Source organism: Microbacterium sp. JZ70 (assembly GCF_053903225.1).
The window spans coordinates 1,903,981-1,927,125 of sequence record NZ_CP096405.1 but is presented as its reverse complement, the minus strand read 5'-3'; the positions used below and the strand labels follow the sequence as shown (position 1 = coordinate 1,927,125).

19 protein-coding genes are annotated in these 23,145 nt (G+C 70.5%); 12 read left to right on the top strand and 7 right to left on the bottom strand.

Going from position 1 to position 23,145, the window contains the following annotated elements; all coding sequences use genetic code 11:
• The first annotated feature begins 133 nt into the window (after nt 1-133).
• The 6 genes from M1D46_RS08740 (at nt 134) to M1D46_RS08715 (ending at nt 8,756) form a co-directional block, all read left to right on the top strand.
• Entirely contained in the window at nt 134-1,282 is a 1,149-nt protein-coding gene (locus M1D46_RS08740; RefSeq protein ID WP_456285315.1) for a hypothetical protein, read from the top strand.
• 129 nt (nt 1,283-1,411) lie between these two features.
• Entirely contained in the window at nt 1,412-2,203 is a 792-nt protein-coding gene (locus tag M1D46_RS08735) for a hypothetical protein (protein WP_456285314.1), read from the top strand.
• A complete protein-coding gene (locus M1D46_RS08730) occupies nt 2,200-3,810 on the top strand; it encodes a DNA polymerase Y family protein (RefSeq protein ID WP_456285313.1) in 1,611 nt (536 codons plus the stop codon). Before M1D46_RS08735 ends, M1D46_RS08730 begins: the two co-directional genes overlap by 4 nt.
• Nucleotides 3,810-7,319, top strand: coding sequence for an error-prone DNA polymerase (locus tag M1D46_RS08725; protein WP_456285312.1), 3,510 nt, complete (start codon nt 3,810-3,812; stop codon nt 7,317-7,319). Before M1D46_RS08730 ends, M1D46_RS08725 begins: the two co-directional genes overlap by 1 nt.
• A gap of 61 nt (nt 7,320-7,380) precedes the next feature.
• Entirely contained in the window at nt 7,381-7,899 is a 519-nt protein-coding gene (locus tag M1D46_RS08720) for a hypothetical protein (protein ID WP_456285311.1), read from the top strand.
• An 86-nt stretch (nt 7,900-7,985) separates the two neighbouring features.
• The gene (locus tag M1D46_RS08715) at nt 7,986-8,756 is read left to right on the top strand and encodes a hypothetical protein (RefSeq protein WP_456285310.1); all 771 of its coding nucleotides are present in this window, start codon (nt 7,986-7,988) and stop codon (nt 8,754-8,756) included.
• On the opposite strand, the gene M1D46_RS08710 is transcribed toward M1D46_RS08715, so the two are convergent.
• Together M1D46_RS08710 and M1D46_RS08705 are read right to left on the bottom strand one after the other, a co-directional pair.
• Nucleotides 8,721-9,998, bottom strand: a complete 1,278-nt coding sequence (locus M1D46_RS08710; RefSeq protein WP_456285309.1) for a DUF6716 putative glycosyltransferase — start codon at nt 9,996-9,998, stop codon at nt 8,721-8,723. The genes M1D46_RS08715 and M1D46_RS08710 overlap by 36 nt on opposite strands.
• Nucleotides 9,995-11,758 (bottom strand): acylneuraminate cytidylyltransferase family protein, encoded by a 1,764-nt coding sequence (locus M1D46_RS08705; protein WP_456285308.1) that lies wholly within the window; start codon nt 11,756-11,758, stop codon nt 9,995-9,997. The genes M1D46_RS08710 and M1D46_RS08705 overlap by 4 nt, the downstream gene beginning before the upstream one ends.
• A 176-nt stretch (nt 11,759-11,934) precedes the next feature.
• Between M1D46_RS08705 and M1D46_RS08700 the strand changes: the two genes are divergently transcribed.
• The gene (locus M1D46_RS08700) at nt 11,935-12,840 is read left to right on the top strand and encodes a 5'-3' exonuclease (RefSeq protein WP_282979235.1); all 906 of its coding nucleotides are present in this window, start codon (nt 11,935-11,937) and stop codon (nt 12,838-12,840) included.
• 3 nt (nt 12,841-12,843) lie between these two features.
• Here the strand turns inward: M1D46_RS08700 and trpD are convergent, their stop codons facing one another.
• On the bottom strand, nt 12,844-13,908 hold the full coding sequence (gene trpD, locus M1D46_RS08695; protein WP_456285307.1) for an anthranilate phosphoribosyltransferase: 1,065 nt from the start codon (nt 13,906-13,908) through the stop codon (nt 12,844-12,846).
• A 127-nt stretch (nt 13,909-14,035) separates the two neighbouring features.
• Here trpD and ctaE point away from each other — a divergent pair, with 127 nt between their 5' ends.
• From ctaE to qcrB, 4 genes are read left to right on the top strand one after another with little or no spacing between them, the layout of a single operon-like run.
• Nucleotides 14,036-14,665, top strand: coding sequence for an aa3-type cytochrome oxidase subunit III (ctaE, locus tag M1D46_RS08690; protein WP_421075315.1), 630 nt, complete (start codon nt 14,036-14,038; stop codon nt 14,663-14,665).
• Nucleotides 14,666-14,686: 21 nt separating this feature from the next.
• Nucleotides 14,687-15,490: a cytochrome bc1 complex diheme cytochrome c subunit gene (qcrC, locus tag M1D46_RS08685; RefSeq protein ID WP_271173240.1), complete on the top strand. Its 804-nt coding sequence runs from the start codon at nt 14,687-14,689 to the stop codon at nt 15,488-15,490.
• Nucleotides 15,491-15,519: 29 nt separating this feature from the next.
• Nucleotides 15,520-16,584: a cytochrome bc1 complex Rieske iron-sulfur subunit gene (gene qcrA, locus M1D46_RS08680; RefSeq protein ID WP_271173241.1), complete on the top strand. Its 1,065-nt coding sequence runs from the start codon at nt 15,520-15,522 to the stop codon at nt 16,582-16,584.
• On the top strand, nt 16,581-18,266 hold the full coding sequence (gene qcrB / locus M1D46_RS08675; RefSeq protein WP_271173242.1) for a cytochrome bc1 complex cytochrome b subunit: 1,686 nt from the start codon (nt 16,581-16,583) through the stop codon (nt 18,264-18,266). The genes qcrA and qcrB overlap by 4 nt, the downstream gene beginning before the upstream one ends.
• A gap of 67 nt (nt 18,267-18,333) precedes the next feature.
• Here the strand turns inward: qcrB and M1D46_RS08670 are convergent, their stop codons facing one another.
• Nucleotides 18,334-19,293, bottom strand: a complete 960-nt coding sequence (locus M1D46_RS08670) for a D-2-hydroxyacid dehydrogenase family protein (protein WP_456285306.1) — start codon at nt 19,291-19,293, stop codon at nt 18,334-18,336.
• A gap of 84 nt (nt 19,294-19,377) precedes the next feature.
• On the opposite strand from M1D46_RS08670, the gene M1D46_RS08665 reads away from it, so the two are divergent.
• Entirely contained in the window at nt 19,378-19,947 is a 570-nt protein-coding gene (locus M1D46_RS08665; RefSeq protein ID WP_456285305.1) for a dihydrofolate reductase family protein, read from the top strand.
• Nucleotides 19,948-20,005: 58 nt separating this feature from the next.
• On the opposite strand, the gene ctaF is transcribed toward M1D46_RS08665, so the two are convergent.
• Genes ctaF through ctaC form a run of 3 tightly spaced genes read right to left on the bottom strand, consistent with a single transcriptional unit; the run spans nt 20,006 to nt 23,072 of the window.
• On the bottom strand, nt 20,006-20,428 hold the full coding sequence (gene ctaF / locus M1D46_RS08660; protein ID WP_271173245.1) for an aa3-type cytochrome oxidase subunit IV: 423 nt from the start codon (nt 20,426-20,428) through the stop codon (nt 20,006-20,008).
• Nucleotides 20,428-22,170, bottom strand: coding sequence for an aa3-type cytochrome oxidase subunit I (ctaD, locus tag M1D46_RS08655; protein WP_271173246.1), 1,743 nt, complete (start codon nt 22,168-22,170; stop codon nt 20,428-20,430). Before ctaD ends, ctaF begins: the two co-directional genes overlap by 1 nt.
• Before the next feature lie 2 nt (nt 22,171-22,172).
• A complete protein-coding gene (ctaC, locus tag M1D46_RS08650) occupies nt 22,173-23,072 on the bottom strand; it encodes an aa3-type cytochrome oxidase subunit II (RefSeq protein WP_271173247.1) in 900 nt (299 codons plus the stop codon).
• Between the last annotated feature and the right edge of the window lie 73 nt (nt 23,073-23,145).

Here is a 23,145-nt window from a genome sequence, read left to right as displayed (position 1 = left end):
GAACCGCTGTCGCTCTGTGGAGTTGTCACCTCGGGTTTCCCCGAGCACTACAGACTACAACACATCCCGAGCCCCCGCATTCCCGCGCGACCCCGGCCATCCGCCCGTCGGCAGATGTCGATAGCGTGGAAGCGTGATCAGGCTCCTCATGTCCTTCATCTTCGGAGCCGGGGTCGCCGCGCTCCTCTTCTCGATCTTCGTCGGCGACCGCTTCACATGGATCTGGATCACCGCGATCATCGTCCTGTCGACCCTCTTCCCCCTCGTGCTCGTCGCGCGGTCGATGGGCTCCCTCGCCGGGCTCCATCCGAAGAAGATCGAAGCCGCCAGGGCCGCGGGGCGCTTCGCCCCCGCCCGCATCGACGCGCTCCGCCGCACCGGCACGACGATCAACGACCAGCCGGTGTGCGAGATCGACGTGTCGGTCGCGCCGGCCGACCGCCCCGCCTACCGCACGACCATCCGCCAGCTCGTCGACATCGTGCGGATCCCGCAGTACCAGCCCGGGGCATCCGTGACCGTGGCGCGCCTCGAGGCGGATGCGCCCGAGGTCGCGATCATCGAGGACGAGGTGCCGGATGCCGCGCGGCTGTCGCGCCTGCCCGCACGCGAGCACGTGGCCGAGTGGCAGGATGGCCCGGTCGTGCTGGGCGCGGAGCGCGCGCCGCGCAGGCGCAAGGGAGATCCGATCATCGGCACGGGCCCGAAGGGCCGCGGATGGCGGATCGCCGCCTACGTGGTGCTCGCCCTGGCCGGTGCGGCAGCCGTGCTCGTGCCGGTGGCCGACGACGTCCGGGCCGAGACGCTCACGATCATCACCGGCGAGGACCACGCGTCGATGTTCGCGGAGGGGCGCGTGCAGCGCGCCCTCGCCGCGATCGAGGAGGCCGCGGGAACGGATGAGACGGTGCAGGTGCTCGTGTACGAGGAGTTCGTGTCCGCCGACATGGCGACCGCACCGGGCTCCGACCGGTTCGACACCTTCTTCTACCGGGGCGGCACCGTCGAGAACCAGGGGCCGGCGTCGATCCAGCCGGAGAACCCCGATGCGGAGCGCTTCCGCTTCGACGACATCGCGTGGGCGGCGTTCCCCGAGTTGCTCGCGCAGGCGCTCGGCGAGGCCGGCCTGACGCGCGACGAGCTCGTCGACGGGCCGTACATGTTCGTCGAGCGCGGCTACGAGGAGGGCGCCCCGGTCGGCATCTCGATCTCCTTCGGCGACGGCTACGCGGACTACGCGTTCATCGGGTCGGCGGACGGCGCGTTCCTCGGCGCCCGCTGACGCGGATCTCCGAGGCGACCAGCACCCTTCTCCCCTCTCACCGTCCTCTCGACCGCGATGTCGGAGGCTGGAAATAGTGTTCGAACAACTCCTCTGGCGGAGCTAGAACATACTTTCTAGAATGGTGGGATGGGGATGGCGCTTCCGGTCGAGGTGCTGCGGCTGCAGACCGAGATCAGCAGGATGCAGCGGGCGAGCGCCCGCGTCACGGCGCTGCCCGTGCACGACGCGCTCGCGCCCCTGTTCCCCGAGGGAGGCCTGCGCCCCGGCGCCGTCTACACGCTCGATCCCGCGGCGAGTCTGCTGCTGGCCCTGCTCACCGAGCCCTCGCGAGCGGGCTCCTGGTGCGCGGTCGTGGGGATGCCCGAGCTCTCGGCGGAGGCGGCCGAGGCCGCGGGCGTCGACCTGTCGCGCTTCGCGCTCGTCCCCGAGCCCGGCGACCGCTGGCTCGCCGCGGTGTCGGCGATCGCCGAGGTCTTCCCCGTGGTCGCGGTGCGCCCCGCCGGGAGCCCGCGCGATGCCGAGGTCGCGCGCCTGACCGCGCGACTGCGCGACCGAGGCGGCGTCCTGCTCGTGACCGGGCCCTGGCCGCAGGCCGAGGCGACGCTGCACCTCGAAGATCCCGTGTGGTCCGGCCTCGGCGAGGGCCACGGTCTGCTCACGGCGCGCACCGTCACGGTGTCGTCGTCGGGGCGGCGCTCCCCCGTCCCGAAGCGCGTGCGCGTGCAGCTGCCCGGGCCGCAGGGCGCCCCTGTCGCGGTGCCCCGTCCGGCTCTCGTCCCCGCGGTGGTGCCCGTCCCGGCAGCGGAGGAGCGGATCGACGCGGCGGCGGCCGAACGCGCCGAGCGCGCTCGCGCGGTGCTCGCCCGCGCCGAGCAGAAGACGCGCGCCGCGCGACGCGGATTGGCGGCTGTCGGATGACCAGGGCCATCGTCGTGTGGCTGCCGGACTGGCCGGTCACCGCGCACCTGCGGACCGTGTCGCGCGACGCGGCACGCCGGGCCGCACGCGACCCGCGGGCCCGCCAGACGAGCGCTCCCGCGACCGCCGCGCCGGCGACCGCTGCGACGGTCGCCGCCGCTCCGCCGGTCGCGATCCTGCATGCCAACCGCGTGGTCGCCTGCTCGGCGGCGGCGCGCGCCGAGGGGGTGCGCCGCGGACAGCGCCGTCGCGACGCGCAGGCGGCCTGCCCTTCTCTGCAGCTCGCCCCGGCCGATCCGGGGCGCGACGAGCGCGCGTTCCTGCCCGTGCTCACGCGCCTCGACGAGCTCACCCCCGGCGTGCAGCCCTTGCGACCGGGCCTCGCCGCAGTGCGGGCTCGGGGCCCCGCCCGCTTCTACGGCGGGGAGGAGCCCGCCGCCCTCGCCCTCATCGAGGCGCTCACGGCGATGGGGCTCCCAGGAGCCCGCGCCGGCGTCGCCGACGGCGTCTTCACCGCCGAGCGCGCCGCCCGCCTGACGCGCGCGGACGCCCCCGTCCGCTGCGTGCCGCCTGGAGCATCCGCCGACTTCCTCGCGCCCCTCTCCATCGCAGCCATCGAAGACGACGCCCTCGTGGGGCTGCTCGCGAAGCTCGGCGTGCAGACCCTCGGCGATTTCGCCGCGCTCGACGGCGAGCAGGTCCGCGCACGACTCGGCGAGCACGGCGTGCGGCTGCACGATCTCGCACGCGGCGCGGACTCCCGTCCCGTCGAGCCGCGCACGCCGCCGCCCGAGCTCGCGCGCGAGCTCGATCTCGAGCCGCCGCTCGAGCTCGCCGATCAGATCGCCTTCGCCGTGCGCCAGACGTGCGACGACGTCTGCACCGCCCTCGGCGAAGCCGGGCTCGTCTGCACCGAGGCCCGGATCATCCTCACCGACGACCGCGGCACGCGCAGCGAGCGCGTGTGGCTGCATCCCACGCGGTTCGACCCCGCGGCCCTCGTCGACCGCGTGCGCTGGCAGCTGCAGGCTGCCGCCGACGACGGCGGCGACCTCGTCGGCGGCATCGCGCACGTCCGCATCGAGCCCGAGGCCGTCGACGACAGCGTGCATCACCAGCCGACGCTCATCGGCCAGGGCCCCGACGAGCGACTCCATCACGCGATGTCGCGCGTCCAGGCGATGCTCGGACACCGCGGCGTCGTCACCCCTGCCGTCGGCGGCGGGCGCTGGCTGCAGGAGCGCGAGGTGCGCGTGCCGTGGGGCGACGGGGAGCGGCCGGCTCAGCGACGCGACGCGCCGTGGCCGGGATCGCTGCCGCAGCCGCTGCCGAGCGAGGTGTTCCGCCATCCGAGGCGCACGCGCGTCTCCGGCCAGGGCGGCGCGGAGGTCTCCGTCGACGACCGCGGGCTGCTCACGGCGGCGCCCGCGGTCATCGACGGGCGCCCCATCACGGCATGGGCAGGGCCGTGGCCCGTGATCGAGCGCGGATGGGACGGCGAGCGGATGCGGCGAGCGCACCGCTTCCAGGTGGTCGACGCGGAGCAGACGGCCTGGCTCATCGTGCTGGAGGACGACTCCTGGTGGATCGAGGGGAGGTACGCCTGATGGGATGGCACAATCCACCCGTGCGCTGGTCGGAGCTCGAGCGCGCGCTGAGCGGGCGTCGCCCCGATCCCGTCCCGGCCGGAGCGGACGGCGGCGACAGCCCCGCGTGGAGCCGCAAGCGCGGCGCGTACACGCCGCCTCCCATCGAGCGCCCGGTCGACGCCATCCCCTATGCCGAGCTGCACGCGCACTCGTCGTACTCGTTCCTCGACGGAGCCTCGTCACCCGAGGCCCTCGTCGAGGAGGCGGAGCGCCTCGGCCTGCATGCCCTCGCCCTCACCGACCACGACGGCTTCTACGGTCTCGCCCGCTTCGCCGAGGCGGCCGAGACGACGAGCGTCAAGACCGTGTTCGGCGCCGAGCTCTCGCTCGGGCTCTCCGAGCCGCAGAAGGGTCATGCCGATCCCGAGGGCGATCATCTGCTTGTCCTCGCCCGCGGCGAGGAGGGATACCACCGGCTCTCGGCCGCGATCACGCACGCGCAGCTGCGCGGAGGGGAGAAGGGGCGCCCCCTCTACGACCTCGAGGAGCTCGGCGCGCAGGCCGGCGGCGAGTGGGTCGTCCTCACCGGGTGCCGCAAGGGCGCGGTGCGGAGGGCACTCGATGCCTCGCTGCGCGGAGGAGGAGATCTCGAGCGCACGGGGCGGGAGCTCGAGCGCCTCGTCGCGCTCTTCGGCCGCGACAACGTGAGCGTCGAGCTCACGGACCACGGCGATCCGCTCGACTCGCCCCGCAACGACGCGCTCGCGGCGCTCGCCGGCCGCCTGCACCTGCCGACCGTGGCGACCAACAACGTGCACTACGCGTCGCCGCACGACGCTCAGCTCGCGACGGCGATCGCGGCCGTGCGCGCGAACCGCAGCATGGACGATCTGGACGGCTGGCTCCCCGCGCACACGGCGGCGCACCTGCGCTCGGGCGCCGAGATGACGCGGCTCTTCGCGCGCCATCCCGGAGCGGTCGAGCGCACCGTGCCGCTCGCCGACGAGCTCGCCTTCCCGCTGCGGCTCGCGAAGCCCGCGCTGCCGAAGCTCGATCTCGACGACGGATGCACGCCGATGGAGCATCTGCGCCATCTCGTCTGGGAGGGCGTCGACCGCAAGTACCCCGGTCGCCGCGAGGAGGTGCGCAAGCGCATCGAGAAGGAGCTGCGCGTCATCGAGGAGAAGGACTTCCCCGGCTACTTCCTCATCGTCCACGGCATCGTGCAGGAGGCCCGCCGCCGCGGCATCCTCTGCCAGGGTCGGGGCTCCGCCGCCAACAGCGCCGTCTGCTACCTGCTCGACATCACCGCGGTCGACGCGATCTTCTACGACCTCCCCTTCGAGCGCTTCCTCTCCGCGCTGCGCGACGAGGAGCCCGACATCGACGTCGACTTCGACTCGGATCGGCGCGAGGAGATCATCCAGTGGGTCTACGACGAGTACGGCCGCGAGCGCGCGGCGCAGGTCGCGAACGTCATCCAGTACCGGCCGAAGAACGCCATCCGCGACATGGCCAAGGCCCTCGGCTTCTCCCCCGGCCAGCAGGACGCCTGGTCGAAGCAGGTCGAGCGCTGGGGCGCCTCGGTCGACACCGGTCCCGACCACGACATCCCCGAGCAGGTGCTCGCGTACGCGACCGAGCTGCTCAAGGCGCCTCGGCACCTCGGCATCCACTCGGGCGGGATGGTGCTCACCGAGCGCCCCGTGGGCGAGGTCGTGCCCATCGAGCACGCCCGCATGGAGAAGCGCACGGTCATCCAGTGGGACAAGGACGACGCGGCGTGGATGGGTCTGGTCAAGTTCGATCTGCTGGGTCTCGGGATGCTCGCGGCGCTGCAGCACTGCTTCGACATCATCCGCGAGGCCACAGGCGAGGAGTGGCGGCTCGAGACGCTCCCGCGCGAGGAGGCCGCGGTCTACGACATGCTGTGCCGCGCCGACTCGATCGGCGTCTTCCAGGTCGAGTCGCGCGCGCAGATGGGCCTCCTCCCCCGGCTGCAGCCGCGCTCGTTCTACGACCTCGTCGTGCAGATCGCCCTCATCCGCCCCGGTCCGATCCAGGGTGGGGCCGTCCATCCGTTCGTGAAGCGGAAGGCGGCCCTCGAGGCCTACCGCCGCGAGCACCCGGATCTGTCGTACGACGCGTGCGTCGCGGCGGTCGTCGAGTACCCCCACCCCAAGCTCGAGCCGGTGCTCAAGCGCACGCTGGGCGTGCCGATCTTCCAGGAGCAGCTCATGCAGATGGCGGTCGCCGTCGGCAACTGCGACGCGGGTGAGGCCGACATGCTCCGTCGGGCGATGGGCTCCAAGCGCGGGCAGGAGAAGATCGAGACGCTCAAGAAGAAGCTCTACGCGGGGATGGCCGAGAACGGCATCACGGGAGAGCTCGCCGACGACCTGTACGGGCGCATCCAGGCGTTCGCGAACTTCGGCTTCGCCGAGTCGCACTCGCTGTCGTTCGCGCTGCTCGTCTACGCCTCGTCGTGGATCAAGCTCCACTACCCCGCCGCGTTCCTCGCAGGGCTCCTCCGCTCGCAGCCCATGGGCTTCTATTCGCCCGCGTCGCTCACGGCAGATGCGCGTCGACACGGGGTGCGCGTGCGCCGCCCCGACATCAATCTGTCGGGTGCGACCGAGGAGCTCGAGCCCCTCGAGCGCGCCGACGAGCCTGCGCACCGTGTGCACAGCCGCGAGACCATCGGCGCGTCGCGCAGGGCGCCGACCGGACGGGAAGCGTGCCGTGAGCACGACCACCCTCCCGTCGGCGACTTCGAGCGGAGCGCACCAGACGAGTCGGAGGCGCACCGACGCGATGGCGCGCACGCCGTCCGCCTCGGCCTGGCCGGGGTCACCGGCATCGGCCTCGCCACCGCGAAGCGGATCGTCGCCGAACGCGCCGCGAACGGCCCGTTCACCGACCTCAACGGGCTCGTGCGGCGCACGGGCGTGACCGAGGCGCAGGTCGAGGCGCTCGCCACGGCGGGGGCCTTCGAGGGCCTCGGGATGACCCGTCGCGAGGCGATCTGGATGGCCGGATCGGCGGCGCTCGATCGCGCGGAGTTCCTGCCGGGAACGGTCGCGTCGGTGCAGCCGCCGCTCTTCCCCGACCCCTCGAGCTTCGAGCGCCTGGCTGCGGACCTGTGGGCCACGGGCATCTCGGTCAACGACCATCCGCTCGCGCACTACCGGGTGCAGCTCAACGGCCGGGGCGTGCTGCCGTCGACGGCGCTGCGCACGCACGAGTCCGGTCGCCGCGTCGAGATCGCGGGCCTCGTGACCCACCGGCAGCGCCCGGCGACCGCATCGGGGGTGACGTTCCTCAACCTCGAGGACGAGCACGGGCTCATGAACGTCATCTGCTCGACGGGCGTCTGGAACCGCTACCGACGCGTGCTGCGCGACAGCCCCGCGCTCATCGCACGCGGCATCCTCGAGCGCTCACCCGAGGGCGTCGTCAACCTCCTCGCCGACGCGTTCGAAGACCTCCGCGTCGGGGTTAAGCACAACTCGCGCGACTTCCAGTGACCGCATCATGACCTGTGGATAACTGCCGCGTCCGCGCCGCGAGCGCACTACCGTGACATGCATGATGCCCCGCAGCCCCCTCGCCCTCGTCGCCGCGATCGCCGGCGCGATCTCGCTCGCGGGCTGCGTACCCGAGCCCGCACCGACGCCGACGCCGACCGGCTTCGCGTCCGAGGAGGAGGCATTCGCCGCGGCGGAGGAGACATATCGGGCGTATATCGACGCGCTCAACGCGAGGAATGCAGGCGATCAGGAGGCCGATCCTCAAGAGTTTCTCGCTGGCGAAGCTCTCAAATCAGATGAGGAAACGCAGCAGCTCCTCGAAGAAAGCGGCCGCTCGTTCGCAGGAGAGTATCTGCTCATAAGCTTCACACCAGCCAAGTATCGGTCGATCGAGGACGCCGCTGAGGTGCAGGCGACCGCTTGCATTGACTCAAGCAACGTGACCGTCGTCGATCGCGACGGGAATGACGTGACCCCGGCCGACGACATACCCGTTTACTCACTCGAACTGGCCCTAACAACAGTCAACAGCGGGTTCAAGATCGCGGAAAGCGAGTACGGAGCCGCGGAATGTTGACAACCACGGTTCTCTCGACTTTCGCGCTAATTGCGGGCCTGCTCACAGCAGAGGCTGCCTTCAACGCCAGTACCGCTGCGTGCTCGATGGACGAAATCAAGCTAGGAATCTGCACCGAGACGCACAACAAGGAAGACCACGTCGAGCTCGAGGGAGAGCGGCACATTCCGCAGGCTCCTCCGCCGCAGCAGCAGAACCCGCAGCAGGAGTACGAGTACATCGACTACGGCGACAACGGCCTGCCGCAGGTGCCGGGGCAGCAGGAGGAGCGGGTGCCGTGCCGGCTCGAGAACTGGCCGGAGGCGCGGGATCAGTGCCGTGTCGAGAAGCCGCCGGCGGAGGAGGATCCCGAGCCGGAGGCGCCGGTCATCCCGCCGCTGACCGAGCGCGACGTGCTGACGTTCGCGCCGGCTCCGCCGAGCGTGACCACCGAGCCCGCCGGGATCGCGATCGTCGGCATGCCGATGAACGTCGTCGCGCCCGCTCAGGAGCACGTCGCTGGCGGTTCGCTGTTCGGGCTGCCGGTCACCGTGTCCTTCACGCCCGCGTCGTTCGCCTTCGACTTCGGCGACGGCACGGTGCAGACGGTCGGCTCGGGCGGATCGACGTGGAACGACCTCGGGCTCCCGGAGTTCTCGGCGACCGAGACGAGTCACGCCTATGCGGCCCGCGGCTCGTACGACGTCGTCGTCTCCGTGTCGTACAGCGCCGTGGTCGACTTCGGAGTGTGGGGCGTCTATCCCGTCGACGGGCTCGTCACCGCGACGTCAGCAGGATCATCCGTGCGGGTGGTCGAGGCGCACACCGCCCTCGTCGAGGGCTCATGCGTCGAGAACCCCGCGGGCCCCGGCTGCTGAGACGGCAGCGCCGAGGCGTCGTCTCATGCGCCTCGTGAAGCGCAGCACCGAGCGGATGGGCACGCCGATCGCGTACGCGACGGCTCCCGAGACCGTGCGGTCGGCGTCGCCCAGTGCGAGCCGCCGCTCCCACGCGTCGCGAGCGCGGCCGCCCCAGCGCCGGTACGGCGGGCGCGGCGCGAGCGCTCCCGCCCGCCGCTGCGCCACGAGCCCGGCGAGCTGCTGGCTCCAGTCGTCGTCCGCCGTGTCGTGGAAGTAGCTGTCGCGCAGCCATTCCGCGCGGGGCATGCGGAAGCTCCGCGCGATCACGTCGTCCTCACCGCCGAACAGGCCGCTCTCCTCGAACACGACGTTGATGAGGCGGCGCGAGACGCCGAACGTGTCGAGCACGATCACGGGCACGCCGCGCGCGATGGCCTCGATCGCCGCGGTCGAGCTGACGGTCACGAGCCCTTCGGCCCTGTCGAGCGCCTCGCCCATCGGCTCCGTCGAGAAGACGAGATTCGGCGGCACGTCGCCGAGCTCGGCGATGAGATCCGGATAGGCATCCCGCTCGGCGTGCGTCTGCTGCTCCCCCGCGCGTCCGCGCAGCTTCACGACGACACGGCGACTCGGATCGAGCTTCGCCGCGTCGACGAGGATGCGCGCGACGAGCTCACGATCCTCACGCGCGCGCGGCACGATCGCCTGCGCCGCGAACACGAGGTCCGTGCCGCCGCGCACAGGCTGCCCGCTCGGCGTGCCTCCTGCCGCGAACGGCAGGCGAGCCAGGCCGAACCGCTGCGCGATCCCCCGCTCCTCCGCGAGCCGGGCGAACTCACGCACCTCGCGATGCGCATGCAGCACGAAGAGATCGCATTGACGCCGGAAGTGCAGCGCGAGCCACGTCGCGGGGACGGAGATGCCCGGGAGCCCCGTCACGATGACGGGCCGCGGCTCCAGCTGTGCGACCTCCCTCGCGACGACGCGCACGAGCGGACCGCGCGCGGCGACGAGCACCGCATCCGCATCCGCCACGAGCTCCGCGAGCTCGTTGAAAGCGGCGCGCCGCACGCGGCTGCGGTCGAGCCCGCTTCCCGCGAGCGCCGTCTCGAGCTGGGCGTCGCTAACGACGAGCGGCGTGTCCAGCACGATGAGCTCGCCGGCCTCATCCGGAAGGGTCCCGAGCAGGGCGGCCGCCCACTTGACGTACGAGTCCGTGTCGGCGATCCCCACGACCCGCCGCAGTGCGGCGGTGGTCATGCGTCGATCGCGTGCGCGAACCGACGCCGCGCGCCCGCGCGAACGCGCATCCGGTCGATGAGCGGCGCCATCGCCCGGGCGATCTCGAGCTGCTCCTCGGAGTCGATCTCGATGGCCGTGCGCTCGGGAACCTCGACGATCTCGATACGGCCGAAGAACCGATGGCGCGCGCGGACGAAGCCCTCGACATCCAGCACATAGAACGCGCCCGTCTCGAGGAAGTGCGGCTCGCGATCCTGCCGCCGCGGCCGGTACCCGACCTCGTGGTTGACCGCCTCGGCCCCCTGCTCGCCCCGCCGCCACAGGAAGCCGTAGGACTCGACCGCCGAGAACGCGCAGTCGGCATTCCCCTCTCGGACCCCGGCCACCGCCATCCGGAGCGCCTCGGCGTCGATGAACGGCGACGTCGCCTGCAGGAAGACGAGCACGCGCGGGCGCACGCCCTGGGCCGCGAGGGCGTCGAGCGCGTGCAGGAGCGCCGACTCCGAGCTCGCGGTCGAACCGGCGATCTCCGCCGGACGCTCGATCACCGCCGCCCCGTGGACCGTCGCGGTCGCCGCGATCTCCGCATCGTCGGTCGACACGAACACCTGGTCGATGCCCGCGTCGAGCGCCGAGCGCACCGCGCGGCCCACAAGCGGGACCCCCGAGATGCGGCGGAGGTTCTTGCCCGGCACCCCCACCGACCCGCCGCGAGCGGGGATCACCGCGACGACGTCGGCCGGCGCCGTCGCCGCGTCGTCGATCGCAGCGGTCGGCGCGCCCCCGGAGCCCCCCAGCTCCCTCGCGCCGACCGCCGCAGTCTCATCCGGGGCTGTCCGCCCCGGCAGCTCGTCCGCGAACGACTCGCCCGTGCGTCGCACGATGCCGTCCTTCTCGCGCAGCACGCTTCCCGTGCCCTCGAGCAGCAGCGACAGCGTCGTCGTCGCGCTCGTCGCGAGCGACAGGACCTCGAGCGGCCGCCCGGCCCCCGCCAGCACCAGCTCGACCGGAAGCCCGAGGCGTGCGACCGTCACACCCGGCAGCGCCGAGACGAGGTCGAGCTGCTCATCGGTCTCACGGCGGTGCGGCAGGTACGTCACCGGCTCAGCGGCCGCCTCGTCGGCGACCCACGCGATGTAGTCGGGAAGCGGCATATGCCCGTCCACCGGGCGCGCGCTGCCGAGCAGAAGGCGATCTCCATCCACGGCCCGCCTCATCCGGTCGCTGTGCGCGCTGTCGCGCAGCCATCCGAATCCGTGGGCGCCGACGCCGACCCCCATCGTGCCCAGCGCCGCGGTGCGCTCGTCGCCCAGTGCGAACGCCGTGAAGAGGTCGACGCCGCCGGCGTGTGCGCGTCGGCGCAGGTGCTCGAGGGCCGAGGGGCCGAATCGCGCCGTGAGCCCGCGCTCGGTCTGCCCCGGTCGCGCGTAGGGGCGCCGCCCCGTGAGCGCGTCGGCGAGGGCGAGCGTGTTCGCGCCGTCGTCGAGGAACGTCACGCGGTCGGGGCGCAGCACGCTCGCGGCGAGACGGAACTGCCCCGAGAAGCCGTCGCCGACGATCCAGTGCCGGTGGCGCGCAAGCAGCCGCCACGGGATGCCGAAGTACGGGAGCATGTCGCCGAGCGGCGCGCGCCGGGCCGAGAGCTCTGCCGCGGTCTCGGGAACCTGGGTCGTGAGGCGGCACGCGACATCGATCACCGTGCCGTGAGCGTGCGCCCACTCGGCCGCCCCGAGCAGCTGCAGGGGCGACTCGATCCATGCGACCGGCTCGCGCTCCACGTGACCTCCTGGCTCTGCGGGATGCCCCGCGCGGCGAGACGCGGGTGTCCCACCTTGACGACCAGGGTGAGCCGAGGGCGTGAACGGGCCCCGGTCCGCGGGTGAGCCGCGGACGACGCGCACATGAACGGATGGTGACGCGGCGGCACTGGCAGGATGGGCACGTGCCCCGCCTCATGCTGCTCGACACCGCCTCGCTCTACTTCCGCGCGTTCTACGGCGTCCCCGACACGGTGCGCGCCGCCGACGGCACGCCCGTCAACGCGGCCCGCGGCCTCCTCGACATGATCGCGAAGCTCGTCACGACCTACGAGCCGACGCACCTCGTCGCCTGCTGGGACGACGACTGGCGCCCGCAGTGGCGCGTCGACCTCATCCCGTCGTACAAGGCGCACCGCGTCGTCGAGGTCGTCGCCGCCGGCCCCGACGTGGAGGAGGTGCCCGATCCCCTCGAGGCGCAGGTGCCGGTCATCCGCGAGGAGCTCAGCGCGCTCGGCATCCCGATCGTGGGGGCGGCGGAGCACGAGGCCGACGACGTCATCGGGTCGCTCGCGACGCAGTCCGCCATGCCCGTCGACATCGTCACGGGCGATCGCGACCTCTTCCAGCTCGTCGACGACGCCCGAGACGTGCGCGTCATCTCCACCGTGAAGGGCATGAGCAAGCTCGAGGTGATGACGGAGGGCGTCATCCTCGAGCGATACGGCATCCGCGCCGACCAGTACGCGGATTTCGCGACCCTCCGCGGCGACGCCTCCGACGGGCTGCCGGGGGTCGCGGGCGTCGGCGAGAAGACGGCGGCGACGCTCCTCGCCGCGCATGGCGATCTCGCGGCCATCCGCTCTGCCGCCGCCGAGGGCGTGGGCATGACGAAGGGTCAGGCCGCGAAGGTCCTCGCCGCCGCGCCGTACCTCGACGTGGCGCCTCGGGTCGTCGCGGTCGTCAGAGACCTCGCGCTCGGCGACGTCGACGGAGAGCTGCGCCCGCTCGACGAGGCGCGCCGCACCGCCGCCCTCGAGCTCGCCGAGCGATGGAACCTCGGGACGTCGATGGCCCGCGCGATCGACGCGCTCGACCGCTGACGATCAGGCGACGCTGAACCGCTGCGTCGCCGCGATCCACTCCTCGAGCTTCGCGGTCGCCCGCCCGTCGTCGACCGCGGCCGCCGCCTCGTCGCGCGCCTCGGTGAGCCGCTGGATCATGTTGCGCTGGGCCTGCGTCGGGTCCTGCGACAGCCGGTAGGCCACGATCCCCGCCGCGGCGTTGAGCAGGACGATGTCCCGGACAGCTCCCTCCTCGCCCGCGAGGGTGCGACGCAGCACATCGGCGTTGTGCTCGGGGGTGCCGCCGAGGAGGTCCTCCATCTGCGCCGTCGGGATGCCGATGTCGCGCGGATGGATGTCGAACTCGTGCATGTCGCCGTTCGAGATCTCCCAGATGCGGCTGTACCCCGTCGTGGTGAGCTCGTCGAGCCCGTCCTCACCGCGGAACACGAGGGCCGTCGCGCCGCGCGTGCGGAACACGCCGGTGATGAGCGGAACGCTCTCGATCTGCGCGACGCCCACCGCGTTCGCCTCGGCGCGCGCCGGGTTCACGAGCGGCCCGAGGTAGTTGAAGACCGTCGGGACGCCCAGCTCGGCGCGCGTCGGGCCCGCGTGCTTGAAGCCCGGATGGAACGCGGCGGCCCAGGCGAACGTGATGCCGGCCGCGTCGAGCACCTGCGCGACGGCCTCAGCCGGGACGCGCAGATCGATGCCCAGCGCGCTCAGGACATCCGATGCGCCCGACTTGGAGCTCGCGGCCTTGTTGCCGTGCTTCACGACGGGGATGCCCGTGGCCGCCACGATGATCGATGCCGTCGAGGAGATGTTGACGGTGCCGAAGCGATCGCCACCGGTCCCGACGATGTCGAGCACGCGCGGATCGACAGGCAGCGGCACGGCGGCCTCGAGGATCGCGTCGCGGAAGCCGATGATCTCCTCGACCGACTCCCCCTTGGCGCGCAGGGCGAGCAGGAATCCGCCGAGCTGAGCGGGCGTCGCCTGACCCTGCATGACCTGCCGCATGGCCCAGGTCGCCTCCGACACGCTGAGGTCCTGACGGGACAGCACCGTGGTCAGAACGGACGGCCAGCTGAGCTCATCGATCATGCCTCGATCTTAGGGCGCATGCGGGGCGGTCTCCCAGCAGGTTGTAAGGCGAACCTAAGTCGCAGGAGGGTGCGACGCACACCCTCCGGTGCCAAAATCACTCCCCGATATCGGCCATAATGGACGGGTGACGACCTCAGCTACGTATGCCCCTGCGCCGAGAACCGTGAAGCGCCCCGATCCCGTCGCCGTCGGCACGATCGTCTGGCTCGGCAGCGAGGTCATGTTCTTCGCGGGTCTGTTCGCGATCTACTTCACCCTCCGCAGCACCTCCCCCGAGCTCTGGGAGAGCCGCACCGAGCTCCTCAACGTGCCGTTCGCGCTCGTGAACACGATCATCCTCGTGCTCTCGAGTGTCACGTGCCAGATGGGCGTGTTCGCCGCGGAGCGCATGCAGCCCTACACCGTCAAGGGCAACGGCTGGAAGAGCTGGGGCATGGTCCCGTGGTTCTGGGTGACCTTCGCGCTGGGCGCGATCTTCGTCTCCGGCCAGGTCTGGGAGTACGCGCAGCTCGTCAGCGAGGGCATGCCGTATGGCGCCGACTCGTACTCGTCGGCCTTCTACCTCACGACCGGCTTCCACGCCATGCACGTGACCGGCGGCCTCGTCGCGTTCCTGTTCACCATCGGCCGCGCGTTCGCGGTCAAGAAGTTCACGCACAAGGAAGCCACCACGGCGATCGTCGTGTCGTACTACTGGCACTTCGTCGACGTCGTCTGGATCGCCCTGTTCGCGGTCATCTACTTCCTGAAGTAAGAGCGGAGCAACAACATCCCCATGGCACGAGAGAAGAAGCGCCGCTCCCACGGCCGTCGCAGCCCCCTCGCCGCAGCAGCCCTCATCGGCATCGGCCTCGTCCTGTCCGGCGGCATCTACGCCGGTGCATCCGCGGCCGTCGCCGCGACGAGCCAGCCCACCGCGGCCGAGACGAGCCTGACCGCCGAGGACGGCGAGAAGCTGTTCCAGGCGAACTGCGCCACCTGCCACGGCCTCGACCTGCAGGGCACGGACGACGGCCCCTCGCTGTACGGCGTCGGCGCACTCGCGGTCGAGTTCCAGGTCTCCACCGGCCGCATGCCGATGGCCGCCCAGGGCCCGCAGGCCGACCAGAAGCCGGTCCAGTTCACCGAGGAGCAGATCCTCGCGATGGCCGAGTACGTGCAGTCGGTCGCCCCCGGCCCCGACTTCCCGTCGGACCACGTGCTCGACGGCGAGGGCGACCTCGCGCGCGGCGCTGAGCTGTTCCGCATCAACTGCGCCATGTGCCACAACGTCGCCGCAGCCGGCGGCGCGCTCACCCAGGGCAAGTGGGCCCCGGACATCCAGGACACGAGCGCCCTGCACATCTACGCGGCCATGGTCACCGGCCCGCAGAACATGCCCGTCTTCAACAACATGAACCTCACGCCCGAGGACAAGCGCGACATCATCTCCGCTCTCCTCTACCAGCAGGAGCAGCAGGCGCCCGGCGGCTTCACGATCGGCTCGCTCGGCCCCGTCGCGGAGGGTCTCTTCGTGTGGATCTTCGGCATCGGCGGCCTCGTGGCCATCACGGTGTGGATCACGGCGAAGTCGAACTGAGCATGGCGAACGAAGAGGACAAGAGCGACATGGCACACGAGCACGACACGCAGGCGGTCGAGAAGGCCTACCGGCCTTCTCCCGGCCTCGCCGTCGCGGTCGACGACCCCGTGAAGAACCCGGGGCTCCCCCCGCACCGGGCGCGCATCACGGACAAGGACCCGCAGGCCAACCGCCGTGCGGTCCGCACGATCTACACGCTGTTCTACGTCTCGGTGGCGGCGAGCATCTGGGCGGTCGCCGCCTACATGCTGTTCCCCATCGAGGGCGACAACGCCACGATGTCGGCCATCCGGAACAACAACCTGTTCATCGGACTCGGCATCGCGTTCGCGCTGCTCGCGATCGGCATCGGGGCCATCCACTGGTCCAAGGCGATCATGAGCGACAAGGAGTTCGTCGAGGAGCGCCACACGACCCGCGGCTCCGAGCCGACGCGCGCGGCCGCCGTCAAGGCCTTCGCCGACGCGAACGAGGAGTCCGGCTTCGGACGTCGCAAGATGATCCGGAACTCGCTGTTCGCGGCTCTCGCGGCCAGCATCATCCCGGGCATCACGCTCTTCCGCAACCTCGCCCCGAACGACGGCAAGGACCCGGTCCAGCTGCTCAACGAGACGATGTGGGAGAAGGGCGAGCGCCTCGTGCTCGACCCCGAGGGCACGCCCGTCAAGGCGTCGGATGTCACGCTCGGGTCGGCGTTCCACATCATCCCCGAGTCGCTCGCGTCGCTGTCGCACTCCGATGGCTACCTCGAGGAGAAGGCGAAGGCCATCGTGCTCCTCGTCCGCCTGCTCCCCGAGCAGCTCACCGAGAGCGAGGAGCGCAAGGACTGGTCGTACGACGGCATCGTCGCGTACTCGAAGGTGTGCACGCACGTCGGCTGCCCCGTCGCCCTGTACGAGCAGCAGACGCACCACCTCCTGTGCCCCTGCCACCAGTCGCAGTTCGACGTGTCCGACCACGCGAAGGTCGTCTTCGGCCCCGCCGCGCGTCCGCTGCCGCAGCTGCCCATCACCGTCGACGACGAGGGCTACCTCGTCGCCAAGAGCGGCTTCACCGAACCCGTCGGCCCGAGCTTCTGGGAGCGTCATTGAGCACCGCAACCGTCACTGACAAGCCGCAGGAGAAGCCCCTCGGCGGACGCTTCGTCGGCGCGACGGCGAACTACATCGACGAGCGGACGAGCATGTCCGGCTTCGTCAAGGCCCTGGGACGCAAGGTCTTCCCCGACCACTGGTCGTTCATGCTCGGCGAGATCGCGCTGTGGTCGTTCGTCGTGGTCCTGCTCTCGGGCACGTACCTCACGTTCTTCTTCCAGGCGTCGATGGTCGAGACGCACTACGACGGCGCCTGGCTGCCCATGCGCGGCATCCCGATGTCCGCGGCCATGGAGTCGACGCTGCACATCAGCTTCGACATCCGCGGCGGCCTGCTCGTCCGCCAGATCCACCACTGGGCGGCGCTCGTCTTCGTGGCGGGCATCGGCATCCACATGCTCCGCGTGTTCTTCACGGGCGCGTTCCGCAAGCCGCGCGAGCTGAACTGGGTCATCGGCTTCGTCCTCTTCATCCTCGCGATGGCCGAGGGCTTCACGGGCTACTCGCTCCCCGACGACCTCCTCTCGGGCAACGGCCTCCGCATCATCGACGGCATGATCAAGGGCATCCCGCTCATCGGCACGTGGACCTCGTACCTCCTCTTCGGCGGCGAGTTCCCCGGCACCGACATCGTGGGCCGCCTGTACACGCTGCACATCCTGATCCTGCCGCTGCTCGTCATCGGCCTGATCGCCGTGCACCTGCTGCTCATGATCGTCAACAAGCACACGCAGTTCGCCGGCCCCGGCCGCACGAACGAGAACGTCGTGGGCTACCCGATGATGCCGGTCTACATGTCCAAGATGGGCGGCTTCTTCTTCATCGTGTTCGGCGCGATCGTGCTCATCGCATCGCTCGTGCAGATCAACCCGATCTGGAACTACGGTCCGTACGACCCGTCCCCCGTCTCGGCCGGAACCCAGCCCGACTGGTACATCGGCTTCGCGGACGGCGCGCTGCGTCTCGCCCCCTCGCACCTCGACGTCGTCATCGGCAACTACACGCTGTCGTTCGGCATCCTCATCCCGCTCGTCGTCCTCGGCCTCTTCATCGTGGTCGTCATGTTCTACCCCTTCATCGAGGCGTGGATCACGGGCGACAAGCGCGAGCACCACATCGCCCAGCGCCCGCGCAACGCCGCGACGCGCACCGCGATCGGCGCCGCCGGCGTGGTCTTCTACGCGACGCTGTGGGCCGCTGCCTCGTCGGACATCATCGCGACGCACTTCCGCCTGACGATGGAGGGGGTCATCCTCTTCCTCCAGATCTCGCTGATCCTCGCCCCGGTGGTCGTGTACTTCATCACGAAGCGCGTCTGCATCGCGCTGCAGAAGAAGGACCGCGAGATCGTCCTCCACGGCTACGAGTCGGGCCGCATCGTCCGCCTCCCCGGCGGCGAGTACCGCGAGGTGCACAAGCCCGTGAACGAGTACGAGCGCTGGAAGCTCGTCGCGGAGGAGACGTACGAGCCTCTCGTCGTCCGTCCTGACGACCGTGGCCGCATCACGGCTGGCCAGAAGCTCCGCGCGGGCCTCTCGCGCTGGTTCTTCGAGGACCGCCTCGCTCCGGTCACCGAGACGGAGTACCGCGCGGCGCTCGAGCACCAGCAGCACGTGCTCCACGAGTACGGCGACGGGCACGCCCACGGCGAGCTCGAGTCGGGCCACGACAAGCACTGAGCCAACGGCTTCAGCAGAAGGGCCCCGGATCCTCGGATCCGGGGCCCTTCTGCTGTCACCGGCTCTGTCAGCCGAGCACGCGGATGGGCGCGCCATCCAGGAACGCCTGCACGTTCTCCACGATCGCCGGATAGAACACCTCGTACGACGCGCTCGTCACGTAGCCGAGGTGGGGCGTGAGGACGGTCCGCGGCGCGGACGCGAGCGGATGGTCGTGCGGAAGCGGCTCGGTGTCGAACACGTCGAGCGCGGCGCCGCCGAGCCATCCCTCCGTCAGCCCGCGGACGAGAGCGTCCGTGTCGACAAGGCCAGCGCGCGCCGTGTTCACGAGCAGTCCGTCCGGGCCGAGCGCGCGCAGCTCCCTCTCCCCCACGACGAGACGCGTGCTGTCGGACAGCCGCAGGTGGAGCGAGAGGATGTCCGCTCGTTCGGCGAGCTCGCGCAGCGTCGACGCGCGCTCGGCGCCGGCGGCAGCGGCGCGCTCCTCCGTGAGATGCGGGCTCCACGCGGCCACCGACATCCCGAACGCGTGCGCATACCGCGCGATGCGCGAGCCGATGCGTCCGATCCCGACGATGCCGAGCGTCATCCCCTCCGCCTCGCGCCCGACGGTCTGCTGCCAGGCCCCGCTGCGCGCGTTCCCGTCCTCGACGGGGAGGTCCCGGAGGGCGGCCAGCAGGAGCGCCCAGGTGAGCTCAGGAGCACCGGCCGCGGAGCCGGGCGTCCCGGCGACGACGATGCCTCGCTCGCGCGCCGCCGCGAGGTCGATGGACGCGTTGGCCATCCCTGTCGTGACGAGAAGGCGCAGAGCGGGCAGGTGCTCGAGGGCGGCCCGGTCGAATGCCGTGCGCTCGCGCATCGCCGCGATCGCGTCGAAGCCCTGCAGGGCGCGAGCCGCGTCATCCCCGAGGTGCTCGTGGAAGAAGACCACGTCGACGCCTCGCGCACGGAGCGCATCCCAGTCGGCGTAGGACGCCGCCACGCGCTGGTAGTCGTCGAGCACGGCCAGTCGGCGAAGAGATCCCATGCTCCGAACCTAGCGGCGCGCGTAGAGTGAGCGGCGTCGGGCGCCCCGGCCCGGGGCGTGCCATGCAGCAGAGAGAGCGCCGAGATGAGAACGCTTCGCTACTCGATCAACGTCACCCTCGACGGGTGCTGCCATCACGAGGCAGGACTCCCGCCCGACGACGAGTCCATGCGGTACTGGACGGAGGAGATGGAGCGGGCCGACGCGCTCGTCTTCGGCCGCGTGATGTACGAGATGATGGAGTCCGCCTGGCGACGACCGGCCTCCGGTGAATGGCCGGGATGGATGGGCGGCGCCGAGGTCGCGTTCGCCGAGGCCATCGACGGCGCTCGGAAGTACATCGCGTCCACCACCCTCGACAAGGTGGACTGGAACGCCGAGATCCTCGAAGGCGACGTCGGCACCGCGGTCCAGCGCCTGAAGGAGGAGCCGGGCGAGGACCTGTGGGTCGGCGGTGTGCGGCTTCCCCTCGCCCTTGCCGATCGGGGGCTCATCGACGAGTACGAGTTCGTCGTCCACCCAGTGCTCGCCGGGAGCGGACCGACCCTGCTCTCCGGTCTGCGCACGCGCATCGAGCTCGAGCCCGTGGCCCGACGGGAGTTCGGTTCAGGAGCCGTCGCCGTCCGGTATCGGCCTCGGGTGACACGAGCATGAACGGAAGAGGCCCCGACCTGGACGAACCGGATCGGGGCCTCTGCGGCGCGTGCGCTGCTCAGCGCGCGAAGTTGCCGCGGTAGTACTCGTAGACCCACCCGAAGAGGGCGACGATCAGCAGGCCGGCCGCGACGGGGATCAGGAAGTGCGCGGTCGCGAGCGAGACGGCGCCCACCGCCACGGCGCTGCCGAGCACGAGGGGCCACCACGACCACGGGCTGAACTCGCCCTGCTCGGTCTCGCCATCGTCGATGTCGGCGTCGAGACGATCCTCGGGGAGCTCCACACCGTGCTGGCCCTTGTGGACCAGCTGCACGTAGAAGGCGATCAGAGCGGCCATGAAGGCCGTGAAGAGGAGCGCCACGGCGCCCACCCACTCGATGTGGCCGCCGTAGTAGGCGAGCCCCCACCCGACGTAGATGACCGCGCAGAGCAGGAAGAACCCGCTGAGCAGCCACCAGATGACGACGTTGGAGCGCATTACTTCACCTTCCCATCGGCGAGGTCCACCGCGGGCGCGTCAGGCGCGTCCTTGGCCGGTCCGACACCCACGGGCACGCCGGCCTCGGGGTGGTTGAGGTCGAATGCCGGGCGCTCGCTGCGGATCCGCGGTATCGACGTGAAGTTGTGGCGCGGCGGCGGGCACGAGGTGGCCCACTCGAGGGAGGCGCCGTAGCCCCACGGGTCGTTGACCGTGATGCGCGGCGCGGTGCGCGCCGTGATCCACACGTTGAGGAGGAACGGCAGCATCGAGGCGCCGAGGATGACCGCGCCCACCGTGGAGAGCTGGTTGCCCCAGGTCCATCCGTCGGCCTCCGAGTAGTCCGCGTAGCGGCGGACCATGCCGTCGACGCCCAGCCAGTGCTGGATGAGGAACGTCATGTGGAAGCCGATGAACAGCATCCAGAAGTGCACATAGCCGAGGCGCTCGTTGAGCATCCGCCCCGTCCACTTCGGCCACCAGAAGTAGAAGCCGGCGAACATCGCGAACACGACCGTGCCGAACACGACGTAGTGGAAGTGCGCCACGACGAAGTACGAGTCGCTCAGGTGGAAGTCGAGCGGCGGCGACGAGAGGATGACGCCGGTCAGGCCGCCGAAGACGAACGACACGAGGAAGCCGAGGGCGAAGACCATGGGCGTCTCGAACGTCACCGAGCCGCGCCAGAGCGTGCCGATCCAGTTGAAGATCTTCACGCCGGTCGGGACGGCGATGAGCATCGTCATGAGGGCGAAGAACGGCAGCAGGACGGCGCCCGTGACGTACATGTGGTGCGCCCACACCGAGACGGACAGCGCGGCGATCGCGATCGTCGCGTAGACGAGCGTCTTGTAGCCGAAGATCGGCTTGCGGCTGAAGACCGGGAAGATCTCCGACACGATGCCGAAGAACGGCAGAGCGATGATGTACACCTCGGGGTGGCCGAAGAACCAGAACAGGTGCTGCCAGAGGAGCACGCCGCCGTTCGCCGGGTCGTAGATGTGCGAGCCGAAGATGCGGTCGGAGGCGGCGGCGAACATGGCGGCCGCGAGCACGGGGAACGCGATCAGGATGAGCAGGCTCGTGATGAGCGTGTTCCACGTGAAGATCGGCATGCGCCACATCGTCATGCCCGGTGCGCGCATCGTGATGATCGTCGTGATGAAGTTCACACCGCCGAAGATCGTGCCGAAGCCCGAGATGCCGAGACCGAGCATCCAGAGGTTGCCGCCGATGCCGGGCGTGAACGACGCGTTGGCGAGCGGCTGGTAGGCGAACCATCCGAACGAGGCCGCACCCTGCGGCGTGAGGAAGCCCGCGACCGCGATGAGCGATCCGAACGTGAACAGCCAGAAGGCGAAGGCGTTCAGACGCGGGAACGCGACGTCAGGCGCACCGATCTGCAGGGGCAGGAGCGCGTTCGCGAAGCCCGCGAAGAGCGGCGTCGCGAACATCAGCAGCATCACGGTGCCGTGCATCGTGAAGAGCTGGTTGTACTGCTCCTTCGTCGGGATGATCTGCATGCCCGGCGCGAAGAGCTCCGCGCGGATGACGAGGGCCATGACGCCGCCGAGCGCGAAGAACAGCAGCGACACGATCAGGTACATGTACCCGATGGTCTTGTGGTCGGTGGAGGTGATCCACTTGACCACGATGTTGCCCTTCTGCTCCACGCGCGAGCCGCTCAGGAGAGCGGCCTGGCGGGGAGGCAGCGTGGTCGGGCGCTCCGTGACGGTCGCCATGATCAGTGCTCCTCTTCCGTGGTGCTGGCAGCCCCGGTGCCGGGGTTGTTGGCGAGACGGTCGTAGGCGTCGGTGATGTCGCCCGTCTGGCCCTTGGCCTCGAGCTCGTCGAGGTACGCCTCGTACTCGGCCTCGCTGACGACCTTCACGTTGAAGAGCATCATCGAGTGGTACTCGCCGCAGAGCTCGGCGCACTTGCCCTGGTACTCGCCCTCGCGGGTCGGGATGAACGACCACGAGTTCTCGTGTCCCTGGTACATGTCCTTCTTGTAGAGGAAGTCGATGATCCAGAACGAGTGGATGACGTCGCGCGACTGCAGGTCGATCGTGACGCGCTTGTCGACCGGGAGCACGAGCGTGGGCAGCTCGTCCTGGTCGATGTCGCCGTTGGCCTCGGGCTGCGCCTGGACGCCCATCGTCCAGACGGTGTCCGAGCCGTCCTCGGCCTCGCCGTTGTACTGGAAGTCCCAGGCCCACTGCTTGGCGATCGCCGTGATCGTCACGTCGGGGTCCTCGTGCGGCGTCTCGATGATCGCCTGGTCGCGCGCCGTGAAGGCGAAGAGGCCGAGCACGAGGATGAGCGGCACCGAGGTGAAGAAGATCTCGATGGGCATGTTGTAGCGGAGCTGCACGGGCAGCCCCGTCTGGCCCTTGCGGCGGCGGTACACGACCATCGCCCAGAGCATGAGGCCCCAGGTGATGATGCCGACGACGAGCGCCGCGACCCACGAGCCCACCCAGAGCGACGCGATGATGGGCGCCTGGTCGGTGGTGGGCGTCCCGGACTCATCGAACCCGGGGAGGTATCCGTGCAGTTCCGTGGGCGTGCACCCTGCGAGAGCGACGGCTGCCGCGGCGATCGCGGGGATCGCAGCCCAGCGGAGATGGCGTTTCGACGGCACGAATTCACCTTTCGAACGTGGATAGGGCGTCTTCAAGTCTAGGGCAACCGCACATGCGATTCTGGCCAACCTT